The organism is Salinicola lusitanus (assembly GCF_038648475.1).
Classification (GTDB): Bacteria; Pseudomonadota; Gammaproteobacteria; order Pseudomonadales; family Halomonadaceae; genus Salinicola; species Salinicola lusitanus.
This window is the reverse complement of the sequence record NZ_CP151919.1, coordinates 2,379,617-2,398,810: the sequence shown is the minus strand read 5'-3', so window position 1 is coordinate 2,398,810 and position 19,194 is coordinate 2,379,617. Positions and strand designations below refer to the sequence as shown.

Annotated in this window: 18 protein-coding genes; 9 read left to right on the top strand and 9 right to left on the bottom strand. The window is 64.4% G+C overall.

Annotation, left to right across the window (positions count from 1 at the left end):
• Positions 1-230 precede the first annotated feature (230 nt).
• Positions 231-1,463, top strand: a complete 1,233-nt coding sequence (locus AAGT95_RS11020) for a pyridoxal phosphate-dependent aminotransferase (RefSeq protein ID WP_342593807.1) — start codon at positions 231-233, stop codon at positions 1,461-1,463.
• Positions 1,464-1,516: 53 nt separating this feature from the next.
• Here AAGT95_RS11020 and AAGT95_RS11015 read toward each other — a convergent pair whose 3' ends face one another.
• Complete coding sequence (locus AAGT95_RS11015; protein WP_342593806.1) at positions 1,517-2,509, bottom strand: adenosine deaminase; 993 nt, start codon at positions 2,507-2,509, stop codon at positions 1,517-1,519.
• Positions 2,510-2,721: 212 nt separating this feature from the next.
• A complete protein-coding gene (locus AAGT95_RS11010) occupies positions 2,722-3,354 on the bottom strand; it encodes a LysE family translocator (protein WP_342593805.1) in 633 nt (210 codons plus the stop codon).
• A gap of 44 nt (positions 3,355-3,398) precedes the next feature.
• On the opposite strand from AAGT95_RS11010, the gene AAGT95_RS11005 reads away from it, so the two are divergent.
• A complete protein-coding gene (locus tag AAGT95_RS11005) occupies positions 3,399-3,956 on the top strand; it encodes a DinB family protein (RefSeq protein ID WP_342593804.1) in 558 nt (185 codons plus the stop codon).
• A 6-nt stretch (positions 3,957-3,962) separates the two neighbouring features.
• Here the strand turns inward: AAGT95_RS11005 and AAGT95_RS11000 are convergent, their stop codons facing one another.
• The 5 genes from AAGT95_RS11000 to AAGT95_RS10980 form a co-directional block, all read right to left on the bottom strand.
• Positions 3,963-4,679 (bottom strand): haloacid dehalogenase type II, encoded by a 717-nt coding sequence (locus tag AAGT95_RS11000; RefSeq protein ID WP_110601197.1) that lies wholly within the window; start codon positions 4,677-4,679, stop codon positions 3,963-3,965.
• Between the two features lie 64 nt (positions 4,680-4,743).
• Positions 4,744-6,324, bottom strand: a complete 1,581-nt coding sequence (locus AAGT95_RS10995; protein WP_342593803.1) for a PucR family transcriptional regulator — start codon at positions 6,322-6,324, stop codon at positions 4,744-4,746.
• A gap of 5 nt (positions 6,325-6,329) precedes the next feature.
• Positions 6,330-7,814, bottom strand: coding sequence for an NAD-dependent succinate-semialdehyde dehydrogenase (locus tag AAGT95_RS10990; protein ID WP_342593802.1), 1,485 nt, complete (start codon positions 7,812-7,814; stop codon positions 6,330-6,332).
• Between the two features lie 119 nt (positions 7,815-7,933).
• Positions 7,934-8,710, bottom strand: coding sequence for a DeoR/GlpR family DNA-binding transcription regulator (locus tag AAGT95_RS10985; protein WP_110601193.1), 777 nt, complete (start codon positions 8,708-8,710; stop codon positions 7,934-7,936).
• A gap of 174 nt (positions 8,711-8,884) precedes the next feature.
• Complete coding sequence (locus AAGT95_RS10980; RefSeq protein ID WP_240612395.1) at positions 8,885-9,892, bottom strand: nucleoside-specific channel-forming protein Tsx; 1,008 nt, start codon at positions 9,890-9,892, stop codon at positions 8,885-8,887.
• 469 nt (positions 9,893-10,361) lie between these two features.
• Here AAGT95_RS10980 and AAGT95_RS10975 point away from each other — a divergent pair, with 469 nt between their 5' ends.
• The 7 genes from AAGT95_RS10975 (at position 10,362) to AAGT95_RS10945 (ending at position 16,777) form a co-directional block, all read left to right on the top strand.
• Positions 10,362-11,633, top strand: coding sequence for a NupC/NupG family nucleoside CNT transporter (locus AAGT95_RS10975; RefSeq protein WP_110601189.1), 1,272 nt, complete (start codon positions 10,362-10,364; stop codon positions 11,631-11,633).
• Positions 11,634-11,747: 114 nt separating this feature from the next.
• Positions 11,748-12,521 carry a deoxyribose-phosphate aldolase gene (deoC, locus tag AAGT95_RS10970; protein ID WP_342596514.1) on the top strand — a complete coding sequence of 258 codons (774 nt, stop codon included), beginning with the start codon at positions 11,748-11,750 and terminating at the stop codon, positions 12,519-12,521.
• A gap of 27 nt (positions 12,522-12,548) precedes the next feature.
• A complete protein-coding gene (gene deoA, locus AAGT95_RS10965; RefSeq protein WP_342596513.1) occupies positions 12,549-13,880 on the top strand; it encodes a thymidine phosphorylase in 1,332 nt (443 codons plus the stop codon).
• Between the two features lie 13 nt (positions 13,881-13,893).
• Complete coding sequence (locus AAGT95_RS10960) at positions 13,894-15,114, top strand: phosphopentomutase (protein WP_342596512.1); 1,221 nt, start codon at positions 13,894-13,896, stop codon at positions 15,112-15,114.
• Positions 15,114-15,842, top strand: coding sequence for a purine-nucleoside phosphorylase (deoD, locus tag AAGT95_RS10955; protein WP_342596527.1), 729 nt, complete (start codon positions 15,114-15,116; stop codon positions 15,840-15,842). The genes AAGT95_RS10960 and deoD overlap by 1 nt, the downstream gene beginning before the upstream one ends.
• The gene (locus AAGT95_RS10950) at positions 15,839-16,276 is read left to right on the top strand and encodes a cytidine deaminase (protein WP_342596511.1); all 438 of its coding nucleotides are present in this window, start codon (positions 15,839-15,841) and stop codon (positions 16,274-16,276) included. Before deoD ends, AAGT95_RS10950 begins: the two co-directional genes overlap by 4 nt.
• Before the next feature lie 3 nt (positions 16,277-16,279).
• Entirely contained in the window at positions 16,280-16,777 is a 498-nt protein-coding gene (locus tag AAGT95_RS10945; RefSeq protein WP_342596510.1) for a GNAT family N-acetyltransferase, read from the top strand.
• On the opposite strand, the gene AAGT95_RS10940 is transcribed toward AAGT95_RS10945, so the two are convergent.
• Together AAGT95_RS10940 and AAGT95_RS10935 are read right to left on the bottom strand one after the other, a co-directional pair.
• Positions 16,752-17,714, bottom strand: coding sequence for a formylglycine-generating enzyme family protein (locus AAGT95_RS10940; protein ID WP_342596509.1), 963 nt, complete (start codon positions 17,712-17,714; stop codon positions 16,752-16,754). The two genes, AAGT95_RS10945 and AAGT95_RS10940, sit on opposite strands and share 26 nt — an antisense overlap.
• A gap of 14 nt (positions 17,715-17,728) precedes the next feature.
• Positions 17,729-19,165 (bottom strand): sulfatase family protein, encoded by a 1,437-nt coding sequence (locus tag AAGT95_RS10935; protein ID WP_342596508.1) that lies wholly within the window; start codon positions 19,163-19,165, stop codon positions 17,729-17,731.
• Positions 19,166-19,194 lie beyond the last annotated feature (29 nt).

Sequence of the window (19,194 nt, the reverse complement as noted above, 5' to 3'; positions counted from 1 at the left end):
CACAGGCGCTATCTTTCGTCGCGCACCCCTGATTCCGCATGAGTTTCAGCACCCTTCTCACCGCGAATATTTTCAAGGTAATCAATTCGCTTTGATCGTTAACGCGATGTCACGAAGATTCCTCGCCTTGCCGTCACTCCCCCGATGCCGTACGAGATCCGTCATTAGTCGACTCGCCATCGAGGCGTTATGATCGAGGCATGCGCCCCTGACCACCAGCGAGCCCCTCCATGTCTGACGTCATTCCCTCAAGCCTGCGTCCTTCCTGCTCTTCCCGTGTTCACACGATGCCCGACAACCAGATCGTCGCGGTCGCGGATCTCGCCCGGCACGACGCCTCGGTCGTCAGGCTCTGGATCGGTGAGGGTGACCTGCCGACACCTGAATACATCAAACAGGCGGCAATGGATGCATTAAAGGACGACGATACCCGCTACAGCTACTCTCAAGGGTTGCCCGAGCTTCGCCAGGCACTGGCCGATTACCATCGTCGCCATTGGCAGGTGGAGGTCTCCAGCGATCGCTTCTGCGTCACCATCGGAGGCATGAATGCCGTCACCATGGCGATGCAGGCGATTCTCGATGAAGGGAGCGAAGTCATCATGCCCACCCCGGCCTGGCCCAATGCCAGGCAGATGATCGAGATCGTGGGAGGAGTCAACGTGCCGGTTGCCTTCGACTTCCATCCGGATGGCAATATCGAGCTCGACCTGGACAAGCTGTTCGCCAGAGTGACCGAGCGCACCCGTGCCGTCTTCATCAACTCACCGTCCAACCCGACGGGCTGGCGCATGCCGCTCGAGGACATGCGGCGGCTGAGAGACTTCTGCCGAGAGAAAGGGCTCTGGATCGTGGCCGACGAGGTCTACAATCACTTCGTCTATGACGGCGGAGGCCCGGCGCCATCCTTCCTGCAGATCTGCAAGCCTGATGACAAGCTGCTGGTGACCAACACGTTTTCCAAGAATTGGTGCATGACCGGCTGGCGTGCGGGATGGATCACATTCCCAGGCGGCATGGATCAGTTGTTCGCCCGACTCTGCCAGTACAACACCACCGGCGTGGCATCGTTCATTCAGCGGGCCTGCATCGTCGCTCTCGAGGAGGGCGATGAGTTCATCGCCCAGCAGGTCGCCCGCTGCCAGGCATCGCGGGACGTCCTGGTCCACGGGCTGACCGCGCTGGACAACGTGACCGTATTCTCACCCGAAGGTACCTTCTACCTCTTCTTCAAGGTTCACGGGCTCGATGAATCCAGCCTGGAGATGGCCAAGCGGATTCTGCGGGAAGCCAAAGTCGGCGTAGCTCCGGGCAGCGCCTTCGGTCCGGAGGGTGAAGACTACCTTCGGATCTGCTTCGCCATCGATCCCGAGCTTGCCAAGGAAGCGCTCGACCGACTGACTCCGTTCCTTACCGAGCTGGCCGAGGCTTCACAGGACACCACTGCCTATCTAGAGGGCTGAACGAGACTGCCCGCCATCTTCGGCGGGCAGTCTCGCGCGGGGTTCGAAACCGTTCAGCAGGTCGACAGCCTTTCCAAGAGCTCGCTGCGGCGAGCCTCCGACATGAACGCGACTTCGATCGCGTTGCCCGCCAACTGCTTGAAAAGCTCCCGATCCCAGTCGAAGGCTTCGAAACACGCCAGGTAATTATTCAGCACGCCGCCACCGAAATAGGCCGGATCGTCCGAATTGAGCGTGACTTTCACACCCTGCTCGATCATCGCGGGCAACGGATGATCGGCCATCGTCGGAACGACCTTCAATCGCACGTTGGAGAGTGGACAGACGGTCAATGGCACCTGGGACTCACGCAGACGCTCCAGCAGCGTCTCATCCTGCAAGCAGGCAACGCCGTGATCGACCCGACAGATATCGAGCACGTCCAATGCCTCACTGATATAGGCCGCCGGCCCCTCCTCCCCTGCGTGCGCCACGCGAGGAATGCCCAGCGCCTTGGCCCGTTCGAATACCGCCGCGAACTTGGCCGGCGGATTGCCCACCTCCGCGCTATCGAGCCCCACCGCGTCGATCGACTCGTAGAAGGGCGCCGCTTTCTCGAGCACATCCATCGCTTCGCTCGCATCACGATCGCGCAGGAAGCTCATGATCAGTGCCGTGGTCATGCCCCAGCGGCGCTGTGCATCTCGCATCGCGCGGCGCAACCCCTCGAACGGGATCGCCAGCTCCACTCCCCGGTTCAGATGCGCCTGGGGATCGAATGACAATTCGACATGCACCACGCCCTCTTCGTGGGCACGCTCGAGGTACGCCATCGCCAGATCATGGAAATCCTGCTCGGTGTGCAGCACCCGCATACCCTGGTAGTAGAGGTCCAGAAAAGATTGCAGATTACTGAAATCGTAGGCCGCGCGCACTTCGTCCACGGTATCGTAAGGCAGCGCCACGTTATTGCGCGCCGCCAGCGAGAACATCAACTCCGGCTCCAGCGAACCCTCGATATGCAGATGCAGTTCGACCTTGGGCAGTTCACGCAACCAAGTCTCCATGAGCTTTCCTCGCCGGTAGATGGAATGCGATTCAGGATGCCGAAAATGAGTCGGCGAGGAAAGCGTCGGCGAGGTGCCGACGGACGTCACGAGCGATACCCCTGGAGGCAAACTCCGTCGAAGAAACGCCGTTTACGGGGAGTAAACGAGCATTTTGAGCCGGATTTCAACGCAATGCGGGCGAACGCAGCTGTGTGCCGGCATTTTCGGGATCACACCCGCGTCGTCAGCACCTTGATACCCAACGCCACCATCGCCAGCCCCAGCACCCGGTCGATCCAGTGACTGAAGCGTTTGAACCCCCGATGAATGGGCGGCGTGGAGAGCAACAGTGCCACCGCCGAGAACCAACCCAACTGGATGAGCATGATCCAGGCGCCGTAGATGGCGATCTGGTATAGCGGCATCGACGGCGACAGCACGATGGTGAACAGCGAGACGAAGTAGATGGGTGCCTTGGGGTTGAGCGCGTTGCAGAGAAACCCGGTGCCGACGGTTCGCAGCGCCGAGCGCGGCGCTACCACCGGGGCGTCACCGATGTTAGCCGTCACGGCAGCCGGCCGTGAGCGCAACCCCTTGATCCCCAGATAGAGAAGGTAGGCCCCGCCCAGCAGCTTGATCGCCCACAGCGCTTCCGCGGAATTGGCGATCACCGCGGCGAGCCCGAAGGCGGAATAGACGATGTGGATCGACAGGCCCAGCGCGATGCCCAGGCTGCACAGCAGGCCGATGCGCTTGCCGTGGTTGAGCGTCTGTTGGGTGACGAGGACGAAGTCCGGCCCCGGCGAGGCGGCCGCCAGCAGATGCACGAAGGTGATGACGACCAAACCGTGTAGGATTTCCATGACGACTCCTGCGATGCCGAAGAGAAGCGCGAGGTAATCCTGTCATGATCCAACACTTTCGCCATCAGGCCTACTGCAATCTGTGGTCGAACCATCGCCTGCTGGAGGCCTGCGCCAGATTGTCGGTGGCCGAGCTACAGGCCAGGCGCAGCAGCTTTTTCCCGTCGATCCATGCCACGCTCAACCATATCCTGGTCGTCGACGCCTACTACATCGACGCGCTCGAGGGGGGCACGCTCGGTCAGCGGGCGTTCGAGGACGAGACACCGCACGCGCGCATCGATACGCTTCTGCCGGCGCAGGAGATGCTGGACCGACGACTGATCGCTGTCTGCGACGAGCTGAAGCCTTCGACGCTCGCCGACAACGTCACACTCGAGCGGGCCGACCGTCGACAACTCGAGCCAGCACATCGCGTGCTGGCACATCTCTTCGTCCACCAGACGCATCACCGTGGCCAGGTTCATGCCATGCTTTCGGAGACCGACGTCGCCCCGCCACAGCTCGACGAATTCTTCCTGCTCGACGAAGCGCCACTGAGGCAGGCGGAATTCGAGGCGCTGGGCATCAGCGAAGCGCAGGTGTGGGGGGCACTTCGCTGAAGGCGATCACGCCAACTCGCGATGCGCCTCGGCGAGCGCCGCCATGCTGTTGAAGCGAAAGTCGACCGTCGGCATGTCGCCGGGATTCATGGTCGCGCCGAAGCCTTCCTTGTCGTGGCGACGATAGATCCAGCAGTTGGCCAGTCCATAGCGGTTGGCCGGCTGGTGATCGTGGAACATGCTCTCGGCGGTATGCAGGATTTTCGACTTGTCGATCCCGCGCTCACCGAGTTTTTCCAGCATATAGTCGAAGTTGCGCGCCGCCGGCTTGTAGGAACCGATGTCCTCCGCCGTGTAGACCGCATCGAACTCGACGCCAAGCTTGCGTTGGCTGTAAGCGAAGCTCTCGTTGTCGACGTTGGATAGCACCACCAGCTTGTAGTGCTGCTTGAGATAGCCAAGCGCCTCCGCCGTGTCGGCGAAGGCCGGCCACTGCTTGACGAAGTCACCGTAGGCCAGGCACTCGTCATGGTTGACCGCCACGCCCCACTCTTCCGCCAGGCGCTTGTAGACGACCGCCAACAGCAGCCGATACTGCAGGTGTGGCGTGTAACGCTGCTGGGTCGATTCATGTCGGGCGTGCGCCTCGAGCACCTGGTCGCGGCTCAGGCTCAGCCCGGTGCGCTGCAGCAGCGGCTGCAGCCCGGCGACCATGCCGCTCTCCCAGTCGATCAGGGTGCCGTAGACGTCGAAGGTCAGGGTGGTGAAATCCGTCAATTGCATGGTGTTCTCTCGGGTAGTGTCGAAATGCGTTTCCAGAGTCGTATGTCAATGCTTCGGCTGGCGTTCAACCGGACTCCGTGTTGAGCAGGCGTATGGCGACCTGGAGCTGCAGTCTGGCGTCGGCGTCGTTCAGGGGCATGCCCAGCGCCGTCTCCAATCGCTCGATCCGGTAACGCAGCGTGCTGATGTGGATATCGAGCGCCCGGGCGGTCTGCGCCAGCTGGAAGCCGCTGTCCGCCAGCGCCGAGAGCGTCTCGACAGCACTCTGCCGCCGCGCGCCCTGCCCCAGGGCACGGGAGATGCGTTCGAGGAACAGTCGTCGCGCCTCGGCATCGCCCTCCAGCACCCGGTCGAACAGCAAGGCTTCGAAATCCCGGCGTTCTCCCGGCCTGAGGGAGGGCAGCAGGCGCGCCACGTCGCCGGCGCCCTCGGCGATGGCTGTCGCCCCCCGCGCTTCGCGACTGATCGCCATGGCCGCCGCGCCATCGTTGAGTTCGCGCCACAGCATTGCGGTCGAGATGTCGGTGCGAACCAGAAACAGCAACTGGTTGAGCGAGACGGAGATCAGCGGCGGCAGGCCCTGGGTCTCGAGCAGCTCCCTCAGGCGACGCTCCCATCGCTCCCGACGCAGCAGCCCGTCCCGGCTCAGCGGCACCGGCTCGTTGAGCAGGATGGCACAGACATGGTAGCCGGCTCGGGGGTCCCACCCCTGCAGCGACGCCCGCTCCAGCGCGGCCGGGGTGGGCTCGAACCGCCCTTCCAGCAACGAGTCGACGAAGGCGTAGCCGAGCCGGGTCTCCTGTGCCTGCAGCGCCCGCTGGTGGGACAGGTGCAGTGCAGAGATCAGCGCAGCCTGCTCGGCGGCGCGCCGTTCCAGCTCGCCGACGGGAGACGCCGTCTCGTCGATCCACAGCGTGGCGGCCGGCATCTCCAGAATCCGTACCGGACAGGCCAGCATTCGGCCATCGCCCTCCTCGCCCAGAGAGCGCGCCGAGACCGAGGTCAGGAACTGGGCATCGGTCAGCATGGCCGATGTCGGCAGGCGCCTCGTGTCGAGTTCGGCGCTGCCTCCCAGCCACTCGCCCTCCAGACCGGTAAAGAGCACGTCCCGCTCTAGCAACAGGCTCAATGCCGTGGCGATATCGCCCAGACTGCGCGCAGTCAGCGCCGACCGGGTGAGATCGCGATGAATCCTCTCCGCCTGGGCGATCAACTGCCCCTGACGGGCGATCAGCCAGGCGTGCACCTCCTCGGTGATCTGGCTGAACGGTACATCCCAGGGAATCTCCAGGAGCGGGAAATCCAGCGATTCGGCGACGCGACGGCTGGTCTCGGGAAAGGCAGTGAGAAACCTCGGCACCGCCAGCGCCACGCCGGCGAGCCCCTTCTTCACCAGCGCCTCGATCAGCGAGCGCTCGGCGGCCGGTTCGTCGGGCCAGTGGTAACCGGTGGTCAACAGCAGTTGACCCTCGCGAACCCAGGCGACGATATCGGGATGATCGACCATGTGCACCCAGCGCAACGGCCGATCCAACGAGCGCTCGCCGGCCACCACGCGAGCGTGACGCAGATTGGTCTCGCGCAGCGCCGTGGCCAGGTCGAGCTCGACCGGCGGCCGCTTCAGGTCGGTTTCGTCAACCGACACGGCGGTCAGCCATCCAGCCGCGTCGAGACGAACTTGGTGTCGAGATATTCGTCGATGCCGTAACGACCACCCTCGCGGCCCAGCCCGCTATCCTTGACGCCGCCGAACGGCGCCTGGGGCACGGAAGGCGCACCGTCATTGACACCGACGATACCGTAGTCCAGCGCTTCGGAAACGCGCGCCGCCCGCCCCAGGTTGCGGGTCCACAGATAGGCGGCGAGACCGAACGGCGTGGCGTTGGCGGCGGCGACCGCCTCCTCCTCGCTATCGAAGGCGATCAGCGGGGCGACGGGACCGAAGGTCTCCTCCTGCATGATCTGCATGTCATTGGTAACGTCCGCGAGCACCGTCGGCGCAACGAAGAACCCGTCGACCTCACGCTCGGCCGTCAGGCGACGGGCTCCCTTGGTCAGGGCATCGTCGATATGAGACTGCGCCTTGTCGCGCCCCGCCTGGCTGACCAGCGGACCGATCTGGGTCGTCTCGTCTTCCGGCTGCCCCACGCGCAGTTCGTCGACCGCGGCCGTCAGACGCTCGGAGAAGGCGTCGAGAATGCCACGCTGAACGTAGATGCGGTTGGCACAGACGCAGGTCTGGCCACCATTGCGGAACTTGCTCGCCATCACCTCGGCCACCGCGGCCTCGATGTCGGCGTCGTCGAAGACCAGAAACGGCGCATGCCCACCCAGTTCCAGCGACATGCGCTTCATGGTGGCGGCGGATTTGGCGTAGAGATGCTTGCCGACCGGCGTGCTACCGGTGAAGGTCACCTTGCGGATGCGTCGGTCTTCCATCAGCACGTCGCTGACCGCTGCCGGCCGTTCGGCGGTGATCACCTGGAACACCTCCGCCGGCCCGCCGGCCTGCTGCCAGAGCTGAGCCAGCAGCAGCGCCGTGACCGGCGTCTGCTCCGCCGGCTTGACGATCACCGAGCAGCCGGCCGCCAGCCCCGGCGCCACCTTGCGGGTGATCATCGCGGCCGGGAAGTTCCACGGCGTGATGGCGAGTACCGGGCCGACCGGCTGACGCAGCACGGCAAGGCGCTTGTCCGGATGCTGGCTGGGCAGAATGTCGCCATCGACACGCTTGGCCTGTTCCGCATACCACTCCAGAAAGCTGGCGGCGTAGTCCACTTCACCGCGGGCTTCGCGGATCGGCTTGCCCATCTCCCGGGACATGGTGACGGCGAGGACTTCCTTGGCTTCCATCATCGCCTGGTGCCAAGCCTTGAGCAGAGCTGACCGTTCGAAGGCGGTGGTCCTGCGCCACGCCTCGAAGCCGCGCTGGGCGTTGTCGACAGCCAGCTTCGCCTGCGCCACGCCGCAGTCGGCGACCTCGGCGATCACCTCCCCGGTGGCGGGGGAACGCAAGGCGTAGCGGCCGGCATCAGCGGCATCGAAGCCGACGATCGAGGCGGCGTAGTAGCTGGCGTCGGCGGGTGGGCGAAGCGATACGGCGGGATTCTGAGAAGACGATGAGGTAGCAGACATCGATCCGGGCACCTGTTCGAAACGTAGGAAGTCTGGCCATCCTACCCCTAGGCCGACACGAATTCCTCCTACTGAAAACAGGTATTATCCGTCAGATATCTCTACCAAAAGCAGGATGATTAGACCACATCGATCTTCGCGCCCACCTCTGCGGGCATCCGGTCGCGCCAGGTCCGGCCGGGATCGCCACTGGTCAGCAGGGTGTCGAAATCCGACAGTTCGGCAAAAAATGCCGCACGCATCACGTCGAGCTTGCTCTCGTCGGCGACCAGGATCCTGCGCTCCGCATGCTCGATGGCGGCCTGCTTGGGCGCCACTTCATGGAAGTGGAAACAGCTGGCTCCCTTTTCGGCATGGACGCCGGCGGCGGAGATCAACGCCTTGTTGATGCCCAGGCGTCGAATCGCCGTGGTGACGTCCTGCCCGCCGAAGGAGTCGGAAGCGGCGTAGTAGAGCCCCCCGAGCACCACCAAGCGCATGTTGGGCATGTCGCGCTGGCTGAACGCGTTGGCAACGTTGAGGGCGTAGGTGACGATGGTCACGTTCATCTCGCGCGGCAGCAACGCGCAGAACGGCATCAACGTCGTGCCGCAATCGACAAAGACGGTATCACCCTCCTCGATCATCGACACGACCGCCTCGCAGAGACGTTGCTTGGCCTTCGCGTAGCGGTCTCTCTGCGCATCGAGATTGTAGGCGACCGCGAACTGGGGGTTATCGGCCATCACCAGATGGCCGCCGAAAGAGACGATAGCGCCATTGCTGGCGGCGATATCTCGCCTCACCGTCATTTCGGAGACATCGCACAGCGTCGCCGCGTCCGCCAACGGAAGCGCACCGTGACGCCGAATCGCTTCACGGAGTCTCTCGAGCCTTACGGCGCTGCGGCCATTCATGGGGTTCTCCCGACATCATCTTCCAGATCAGGGTGTCGCGACAGTGTCTCGCACGGCAGGACTCCTCCTTGGAGGCGCAGCAGGCAGCGCGGTATTGCCGTCGGTCGATGATCATACCCTGTAACGCAGCGAGGAGCCCGCAGGCTCCCCGTCGGCGAATCCCTCCCCGCCAGGTTAGAACTGCCAGCCGACGCCGAAGTAGTAACCCCAGCCGGTGGAGCGCAACTCGAAACTGTCGCCGTGACTGTTGGGGAACGGCGCCATCTCGCCATCGTTCCACTGGCCGCCGTTGTGGAAGTAACGCGCCACCGCCATGAACCGCAGATGCGTGAACTGATACAGCAGCACGTTGGTCGCCACGGTCGATTCGTTGGTACGGGTCGGGTCGTTGTCGCCCAGGTCCGAACCGAAGTCGTGGTTGGTGAAACCGACGTAGACCAGCGACGCACCGTTATCGAAGCTGCCCAGCGGGTAGGAGTAGTTCAACTGGGCGCGATAGCCATCCCAGGAGTGCTCGTTGGCGGCGCCGTAGTTTTCCCACTGGCGACGCTTGTAGAGATTGAACGAGAGCCCGAGCGGCGAGCCGGTGTCGATATCGGTGCCCAGGCCGGCATAAAGGGTGTTCTGGCGGCTCTCGGTGGTGTGCCCCCAGTCGAAGATATAGTCGAAGGCGACGAACCACTCCTTGAACGGGCCGAAACTGAGGTCCTGGCCGGTCATGTCATCGATGGAGAGGCGCGGCTCCAGCTCCATGAACACCGGCGACCCCTTGTCGAAGATGCCGCTGTCCGCCGCGTTGCCGACGCCGAAGAACTTCGGAAAATCGATATAGCCGTAGAGATCCAGCGGCCCCTTGCGACCGAAGAACTCGTACTCCAGATAGATATCGTCGACCTGCTGCGGCCCGAATCGGATATTCTTGCTGCCGATGACGGTGAGGTTCTGATGATACCAGTCGGAAAGATAGGGGCCATCGGCGGTTTGCCCTTCGGCGGTCGGCCCCTCGTCCGGCGTCTCCTGCTCGATGACCGGCGCACCGCCCTGGTCATCGGCGGCCCAGGCCGGAGAGACGGCGAGTAGCATCGCCCCCAACCCTGCCGCCAGTGTCAGTCGCGAATGACGAATTCCCCCGTCTGCCGGCCGCACCGAATCCACCCTCGGCCATGCAAGTCGCTCTATCATGCGATCCCCCTACCTTGTTTGTTGTGACATCGTTGTTCGATTGGTCTGAAAAATCCCTGCGCTCACCCACACGGCGTCTTTGCGCCGATTCTTGCCTTGGCTGAACGACGCTCATCGATTTTTCAAACAGGGCCTACGGCATGGCCGTCTTGATTTTGTGACTATTTTTTCATCTGCACCGTCGACCGACACCGACTTGACACAAGCAAGTCTGGTAACGAAGTAGCCTGAAAAACACCATATATAGGCCTACCCACGGCTCAAAACTACTTTATGGGCTTGTTAAAAGAAAAACAATAAGTGACGAGCAAAACCCAAAAATGTTAAAAATATCTCAGGAACTGCGCTACTCGAGTGTCGGCCTCCGTCATATCGGTCCATGACCGCAGGCGCCAGGCCACGGGATCCTCTCGCCGATGCCCTGCATGTGCGCTTCCTACCCACAAAGGCCAACACCAAGGACAACAACATGACACTCCTCATGGGTCTGGTCGGCGTCATCGTGCTACTGCTGATCGCGCTGATCTTCTCGAGCGACCGCAAGGCGATTCGCTTGCGGACCGTCATCGGCGCTTTCGCCATTCAAGCCGGTATCGGCGCCTTCGTGCTCTACGTACCTGTCGGCCAGAGCGTGCTGGGCTCCGTCTCCAGCGCCGTCAGCCAGGTCATCAGCTACGCCAACGACGGCATCGGCTTCCTGTTCGGCAACCTGGCCGACCCGACCAATGTCGGCTTCGTCTTCGCCATCAAGGTGTTGCCGATCATCATCTTCTTCTCGTCGCTGACGGCGGTGCTCTACTACCTGGGCATCATGCAGTGGGTCGTGCGCATCCTGGGTGGCGCGTTGCAGAAGGTGCTGGGCACCTCGCGCACCGAATCGCTTTCCGCCACGGCCAACATTTTCGTCGGCCAGACCGAAGCGCCGCTGGTGGTAAGGCCGTTCTTGGCCAGCATGACGCGCTCCGAGCTGTTCGCGGTCATGTGCGGCGGCCTGGCGTCCGTCGCCGGCTCGGTGCTCGCCGGTTACGCGGAACTCGGCATCCCCATGGAGTACCTGATTGCCGCCTCGTTCATGGCGGCGCCCGGTGGCCTGCTGTTTGCCAAGATTCTGATGCCGGAAACGGAGACGCCCGACGATCGCACCCAGCAGGCCAAGGAGGTCCTGGAAGCCGAGGACAAGCCGGCCAACGTGCTGGATGCCGCCGCTTCCGGTGCCTCTTCGGGGCTGATGCTGGCCGCCAACGTCGGCGCGATGCTGCTGGCCTTCATCGGTCTGATCGCCCTGATCGACGGCATCCTCGGTGGCGTCGGCGGCTGGTTCGGGATGGATTCGCTGAGCCTGTCGATGATCCTCGGCTGGCTGTTTTCGCCGCTGGCGTTCGTGCTCGGCATTCCCTGGCATGAAGCGACGCTGGCAGGTTCGTTCATCGGCCAGAAGCTGGTGGTCAATGAATTCGTGGCATACATCAACCTGGCCCCCTATATCAGCGGGGATACCGTGGTCGAGTCGACCGGGCAGGCGATGTCCCCCCACACCGCCGCGATCCTGTCGTTCGCGCTGTGCGGCTTCGCCAACCTCTCGTCGATCGCGATCCTGCTCGGCGGCCTCGGCACGCTGGCGCCCAGTCGCCGGCCCGAGATCGCCCGCTACGGCCTCAAGGCCGTACTCGCCGGCACCCTTTCCAACCTGATGTCGGCCACCCTGGCCGGGATCTTTCTGTCGCTGGCCGGTACCGCCTGACCCGGAGTGCTTGACGCACAATCACCACGAAGCCCCGGCAGACTGGACGGAATCGCGCCGGGAGCCGGGCCCGGCAGGAAACCGGCGCAAGACGCCGGACAAGGAGATAAATGGATGAGCAGTCTCGAGCACGCCGCCAGCCAGGCGCTGGCAATGATGGACCTCACCTCGCTCAACGATGACGACGACGAGGGTGCCATTCGAGCCCTGTGTCGTCGTACCGACACGCCATACGGCGCCCCTGCCGCGGTCTGCCTCTACCCCGCCTTCATCGACGCGGCGGATCGCGAGCTGACGGCGATGGGAATCCGCGACCGGGTGCGGATCGCCACGGTGACCAATTTCCCCGACGGCAGCGTCAACGTCGAGCGCGCCTGCCGGGAGACCCGGGCAGCCGTCGCGGCCGGCGCCGACGAGGTCGACGTGGTCTTTCCCTACAAGGCGCTGATCGGCGGCGATGCCGAGTCGGGACGCGCTCTGGTCTCCGCCTGCCGCGACGCCTGCGGCGACCGCCTGCTCAAGGTGATACTGGAAACCGGCGAACTCAAGGACCCGGCGCTGATCCGCCAGGCGGCAGACATCGCCCTCGAGTGCGGTGCGGACTTCCTCAAGACCTCCACCGGCAAGGTGGCGACCAACGCCACGCTGGAAGCCGCCGAGATACTGCTTGGCGCCATTCGCGACAGTGGCCGTGACGTCGGATTCAAGGCCGCCGGCGGCATCCGCTCCAGCGACGATGCCAAGGCCTATCTGGACCTGGCCGCCGGCATCATGGGCGAGGCGTGGCTCACGCCCGCGCACTTCCGCTTCGGCGCTTCCGGTCTACTGGACGCGCTGCTCGCGACACTCTCGGGCGACGACACCCAACCGACCCGCGGCGGATACTGACACGGTCGATCATGAGCGGAGAGCGCCATGCTGACGCAGGAAATCATTCGACGTAAGCGCGATGGACAGACCCTCGACCGCAAGATGCTCGACCTGGTCATGGGCGGCATCGCCGACGGCAGCATCGGCGACGCGCAGATCGGCGCGTTCGCCATGGCCGTCTATCTCAACGGCATGAACCGGGACGAGGCGGTGGCGCTGACCGAATCGATCCGCGACTCCGGGCAGGTGATGCGCTGGGACGACCTCGCATTTGACGGCCCAGTGCTCGACAAGCACTCCACCGGCGGGGTCGGCGATCTGGTGTCGCTGGTCCTCGGCCCCTGGGTCGCCGCCTGCGGTGGCCACGTGCCGATGGTCTCCGGTCGCGGCCTGGGCCACACCGGCGGCACCCTGGACAAGCTCGAATCGATTCCCGGCTACGACGTGACCCCGTCCGACGCCGTTTTCCGCCGCCTGGTGAAAGAGGTCGGCGTGGCGATCATCGGCCAGACCGGGTCGCTGGCGCCGGCCGACAAGCGTCTCTACGGCGTTCGCGATGTCACCGCCACGGTGGAGTCGATCCCGCTGATCGTCGCCTCGATTCTGGGCAAGAAGCTCGCCTGCGGCCTCGAGACGCTGGTGATGGACGTCAAGGTCGGCAGCGGCGCCTTCATGCCGACGCCGGAAGCGTCGCGCGAGCTGGCCGAGGCGATCGTCGCCATCGGATGCGGCGCGGGCACCCGGACCAGCGTACTGTTGACCGACATGAACCAGCCGCTGGCCGACTGCGCCGGCAATTCACTGGAAGTCTTCGAGGCACTGCGGCTGCTTGGCGGTCATGGCAAGGAGAGCCGCCTCCATCAAGTGACGCGGTCGTTGGCCCGGGAGATGCTGATCCAGTCCGGCCTGGCCAGCGATGCCGGTGATGCCGACAAGCGCCTGGATCGCGCGCTCGACTCCGGCGAGGCGCTCGAGCGCTTCTCGCGCATGGTGCAGGGTCTCGGCGGCCCTGGCGATCTGGCGGAGCGCGCCGGCCACTATCTCCCCACCGCCCCGGTCACGCTCGATCTCGAGGCGGATCGGACGGGGTTCCTCCGCGCCATCGACACTCGCGCCCTGGGCCTGGGCGTGGTCGAGCTGGGTGGCGGCCGACGTAACGCGGGTGACGCCATCGATCACCGAGTCGGCCTGTCACACATCGCCCCGCTCGGCCAGCACCTCGAACCGGGACAGCCGCTGCTACGCATCCATGCCGCGGATCGGGCCGATGCCGACGCCGTCAGCCAACGCCTGCGTCACGCCTTCGACCTCGGCGATGCACCCGTCGAGCCGCCCCCGCTGGTTCACGCCACGCTGCGCCAGGAAGATCTGTCATGAACGAGGCAAAGAGATGAAACGCGCGATTCTGCTGGTCCTCGACTCCTTCGGCATCGGCAACGCCCCGGACGCCGCGGACTTCGGCGATGCCGGTTCCGACACGCTGGGCCATATCGCCCGCTATCGCGCCGATGCCGGCCGGCCGCTCGCGCTACCCAACCTGGCTCGTCTCGGGCTCTATCACGCCCATCGGCTGAGTGCCGGCGAGTGGGCGGCCGGCGTCGACGTTCCCGACACCGTCGCGGGCGCCTGGGCCTGTGCCCGCGAAATCTCCTCCGGCAAGGACACCCCCTCCGGCCACTGGGAGATCGCCGGTGTTCCGGCACTGTTCGAATGGGGCTACTTCACCGACCGCGAGAACAGCTTTCCGCCGGAACTGCTCGAGGCATTGATCGAGCGCGCCGAGCTGCCCGGGGTGCTCGGTAACTGCCACGCCTCCGGGGTGCCGGTGATCGAGGCCCTCGGCGAGGAACATGTCGCCAGCGGCAAGCCGATCGTCTACACCTCGGCGGATTCCGTGTTCCAGATCGCCGCCCATGAAACCCACTTCGGTCTCGACCGCCTCTATCGGCTGTGCGAGATCGCCCGCGAACTGCTGATGCCCTACAACATCGGCCGCGTCATCGCCCGCCCCTTCATCGGCGAAACGCCGGAGACCTTCGAACGTACCGGCAATCGCCGCGACTACGCCATCGAACCGCCGACGCCGACCGTACTGCAGAAGCTGCACGACGATGGTGGCAGGGTACTCGGTGTCGGCAAGATCGGCGATATCTACGCCCACTGCGGCGTCAGCGAGGTACGCAAGGCGCACGGGTTCGAGCCGCTGTTCGACGCCACGCTGAAGGCGATCGGCGACGCCGGAGACCGGACGCTGGTGATGACCAATTTCGTCGATTTCGACACGCTCTACGGCCACCGCCGCGACCCGGAAGGCTATGCCGGCGCCCTGGAGGCCTTCGACCGGCGTCTGCCGGAGGTGATGGCAAGACTCGAGCCCGGCGACCTGCTGATCCTCACCGCCGATCACGGCAACGACCCGACCTGGCGCGGGACCGACCACACCCGTGAGCAGGTGCCCATCCTGATCGCAAGTGACAGGCTGGCCCCCGGCAACTACGGCCGCCGCGAAAGCTACGCCGATATCGGCCAGACGCTGGCCGAGCATTTCGGACTGACCTCGATGGACCATGGGCGTTCACTACTGACGGAATCGCCCCAGGGAGACAAATGATGGCAACCCCGCATATCGACGCCCAACCGGGCGCCTTCGCCGACACCGTATTGATGCCTGGCGACCCGCTGCGCGCCCAGTTCATCGCCGAAACCTTTCTCGACGATGTCGAATGCATCAACCGGGTGCGCAACATGCTCGGCTTCACCGGCACCTACCAGGGCCGCAGGATCTCGGTGATGGGTAGCGGCATGGGCATTCCCTCCTGCTCCATCTACGCCAAGGAGCTGATCACCGAATATGGCGTCGAGCGACTGGTTCGGGTCGGCTCCTGCGGTGCGGTGCGCGACGACGTCGCGGTCAACGATATCGTCATCGGCATGGGGGCGAGCACCGACTCCGGCGTCAACCGGGCGCGCTTCGGCGGTCACGATTTTGCCGCCATCGCCGATTTCGACTTGGTCCGCCATGCGGCGGACGCCGCCCGCGAACGCGGCACGACGATCAAGGTCGGCAACCTGTTCTCGGCGGATCTGTTCTACACGCCGAACGTCGAGTTCTTTCAGACCATGAAGCGCCACGGCATTCTCGGCGTCGAGATGGAGGCCGCCGGCCTGTATGGGGTCGCCGCCGAATTCGGCGCCCGCGCACTGACCGTGTGTACCGTCTCCGACCATATCCTCGCCGGCGAGGCCCTCGATGCCCAGGCGCGCCAGACCGGCTTTTCCGAGATGATGGCGATCACTCTGGAAGGATTGTTGCGCGATGATCGGGAGACGAATCGATGAAACCGGCCGTGAGCGATATCCAGGTGTCCGATGAAGTCCGGCGGATGGCGCTGCACGTTCGCGACAACGCCTACGTGCCCTATTCCGGCCATCCGGTGGGCGCAGTGTTGATCAGCGAGAGCGGCCGGACCCACGCGGGTTGCAACGTCGAGAGCGCCAACTACAAGGGACTCTGCGCCGAGGCCAGCGCCATCGCCGGGCTGATCTCCAGCGGCGAGCGCGAGATACATGAGATCTACGTCATCGGACCCGGCGAGCACCTCTGCACGCCCTGCGGCGACTGCCGTCAGCGCATTCGCGAATTTGCCACGCCGGAGACCCGGATCGTGGTTCTCGACGGCGAGGGCCGCCCGCTCAAGCGCTATACCATGGACGAACTGCTGCCCGACTCCTTCGGTCCGGAAAATCTGAACAAGACCTCGGGGATGCGCTGAGCGATGTGCAACGAGCTCGCCTTTCGCGTGGCAGCGCCCGACGACCTGCCGGCGCTCTGGTCGATCCGTAACCGGGCGGCAAGGGTTCAGTGCGCGGGGCACTACCCGCCCGCCGCACTGGAGACCTGGCTCGCTGCCGCACCGAGCGACGGTTTCCGACATCTCCTTCGACAGGGTCACGCGATCGTGGCGGAACAAGGGCGGAACATCGTTGGCTACACCGTCGTCGACGTCGGCGAACGGGAGCTGGAAGCGCTGTTCGTCGCCCCGGACCATTTCCGGCGCGGTTGTGGTTCGCAGTTGCTGGCCCGGGCCGAGGAGCTGGCCAGCCAGGAAGGCATCGTCACCTTGACGCTCTCCGCCGCGCTCAACGCCATCGACTTCTATCTCGCCCACGATTACGAACTGCTCGCCATCGATGACTACGCTCATCGCAGCGGGGTGAGGTTGAAGCGCGGGGTGATGCAGAAGTCGCTCAAGATCTCACGCCGATCGTCCTGAACCCGATATTGCTGCTCGAAGCTGCCGGTGTGTTCGAGGTACGCGCCGCGTTCCGGTAGCGATTGCAGTACGAGTCGTGGCACAGAAACGAGCCGCCTCGCATCACGCGGCGCGCGACGTCGGGCGGTCCCGGCGGGTTGCTCAACGGCGAGCGCGCGTAGTAATCGGGGTCGAAGCCATCGCCGCACCACTCCCAGACATTGCCGACCGTCTGATACAGGCCATAACCATTGGGCGCGAAGGCCTCGACCGGCGCGGTGAAACGCCAGCCATCCTCGATGAGATTGGTGTGGGGGAAGTCGCCTTGCCAGATGTTGCAGCGCCATGCCCCGCAGTCGTCCGTCACTTCGTTCCCCCAGGGATAGCGGCATCCCGCCAGTCCGCCACGCGAGGCGTACTCCCATTGTGCTTCACTGGGCAACCAGCGCCCCGCCCATTGACAGTACGCCACGGCATCGCGCCAGCTGACGTGCACGACCGGATGATCCAGCAGGTCATCCACCGTCGACAACGCTCCGCCCGGGGCGCGCCAATGTGCACCCCGTACCGCGACCCACCACGCCATGCCGTCGAGGGCGCCGAGCACGTCCTCCCTCGAGGCCTGGACCTGATGGCGAAACACCGCCGAGATCCCCCACCGCTCGGCATCGGTGCGATATCCCGTGGCGGCGACGAAACGCGCGAAATCGCGGTTGGTAACGGTGGTCGCATCGATGACGAACGCGTCGAGATAGACCGCATGCGTCAGGTGTTCGCCATCGCGACGGTTGGCGATATCGGTACCTTCCCCCATGACGAACGAACCGGCGGGAATGGCCACCTGCTCGATCGAATGGTTACCGGCTCCCGCCAGTCGACGCGGAAGCCCGGCGGCCCCGGCCTCCGGGTTCTTTCGTGCCAAGGACGGGGTACAGCAGGCACGACCGTTCGATGCCATTCGAGACGCCCCCTTCAGCGCCAAGGCGCCGCCCATGTCGACGTATGGGTCGCGCTTTCGGCCCGCCAACGCGCGATCACCTGCTGGAGGTGATCGCGCAGCGCCCGGCAGGAGGGGTCGTCCCAGCGGTTGTCGAGCTCGTCGGGATCGCTTTCCAGGTCGAAGAGCTGCCCCTCGTCACTGTCGACGAAGGTCACCAGCTTCCAGCGGTCGTCACGCACCATGGTCATCAATTCGGTGTCGGTCAGGATGAAATCGCGGGCGTGCTCGGCGAAGACATGCTCGCGACCCGCCCACGCCTTGCCCTGCAGCGCCGGCAACAGTGATTGCGCTTCCATCCAGGCCGGCGGTTCGACACCCGCCAACTCGAGAACGGTCGGCCCCAGATCCATGAGCGAGGTCAAACCTTCGAGGCGCTGGTTCCCTCGCACGAACTTCGGCCCCCAGACGATCGCGGGGACATGCACACTCGACTCGTACATATTCCATTTCTGGCTATGACCGTGGTCATTGAGGCAGTCGCCGTGATCCGAGGTGAATACGATGATGGTGTCCTCGAGGACGCCCCGCCTCTCCAAGGCGTCGAGCAGCCGCCCGACCTGCGCATCGATCATCGTCACGTTGGCATGATAGTGGCGCCGCTGGCGGACCATCTGCTCGGGGGTCGGATGCTCCAGATGCTTGACCGCGTCATGATCGCTGTCGAGATGGTTCTGGCGCAGCGCCCTGAGCGGCGCCGGCTGACCGGCGATGTCGTCCGCGTCGCCGACCGGCATCGGCACGTCACGCGTCTCGAACGGTTGGAGGTATTCAGGCGTGGGATCGTAGGGAGGGTGCGGTCCGGGAAACCCAATCTGCAGAAAGAACGGCTCGTCACCGGGATAACGCTCGAGCCACATGGCCGCGAAGTCACCGACGAAGTTGTCGGCATGCAGCTCGGCAGGCGCCTCCCAGACGAAAGCTCCCAGGCGATCGTCATAGTCGGCGCGGTGACGGTAGGTCACCCGGCTCGGCTTGTCGACGCCCCGGGCCCACAGCGCCTTGTCCCACTGGTCGAGGAAGAACGGCAGGTTGGGATGGTCGCGATCCTTGTTCTCGACCACGTGGCGCTCGTGGAAGCCGAGCGGCGTCTCGTACGGGAAGGTATGCATCTTGCCGATGTTGGCGCAGCGGTAGCCCGCCTGCGCCAGTTGTTCGACCCAAGAATGCCGCCACGGCTCGTCGTTTCGGAACACACCGGTGCTGTGCGGATAGAGGCCCATGAACAGACTGGCTCGTGACGGTGCGCAGGATGGCGCCGTGACGTAGGTTCTCGCGAAGGTAGTGCCCTCCTGAACCAGCCGATCAAGATTCGGAGTGATCGCGTGCTCATGTCCCAGTGCGTGGATCGTGTCGAATCGCTGCTGGTCCGTGATCACGAACATGATATTGGGAACTTTCCTCTCTGACATGGACGCGGCTCCTTGCTCCATTGATGGCG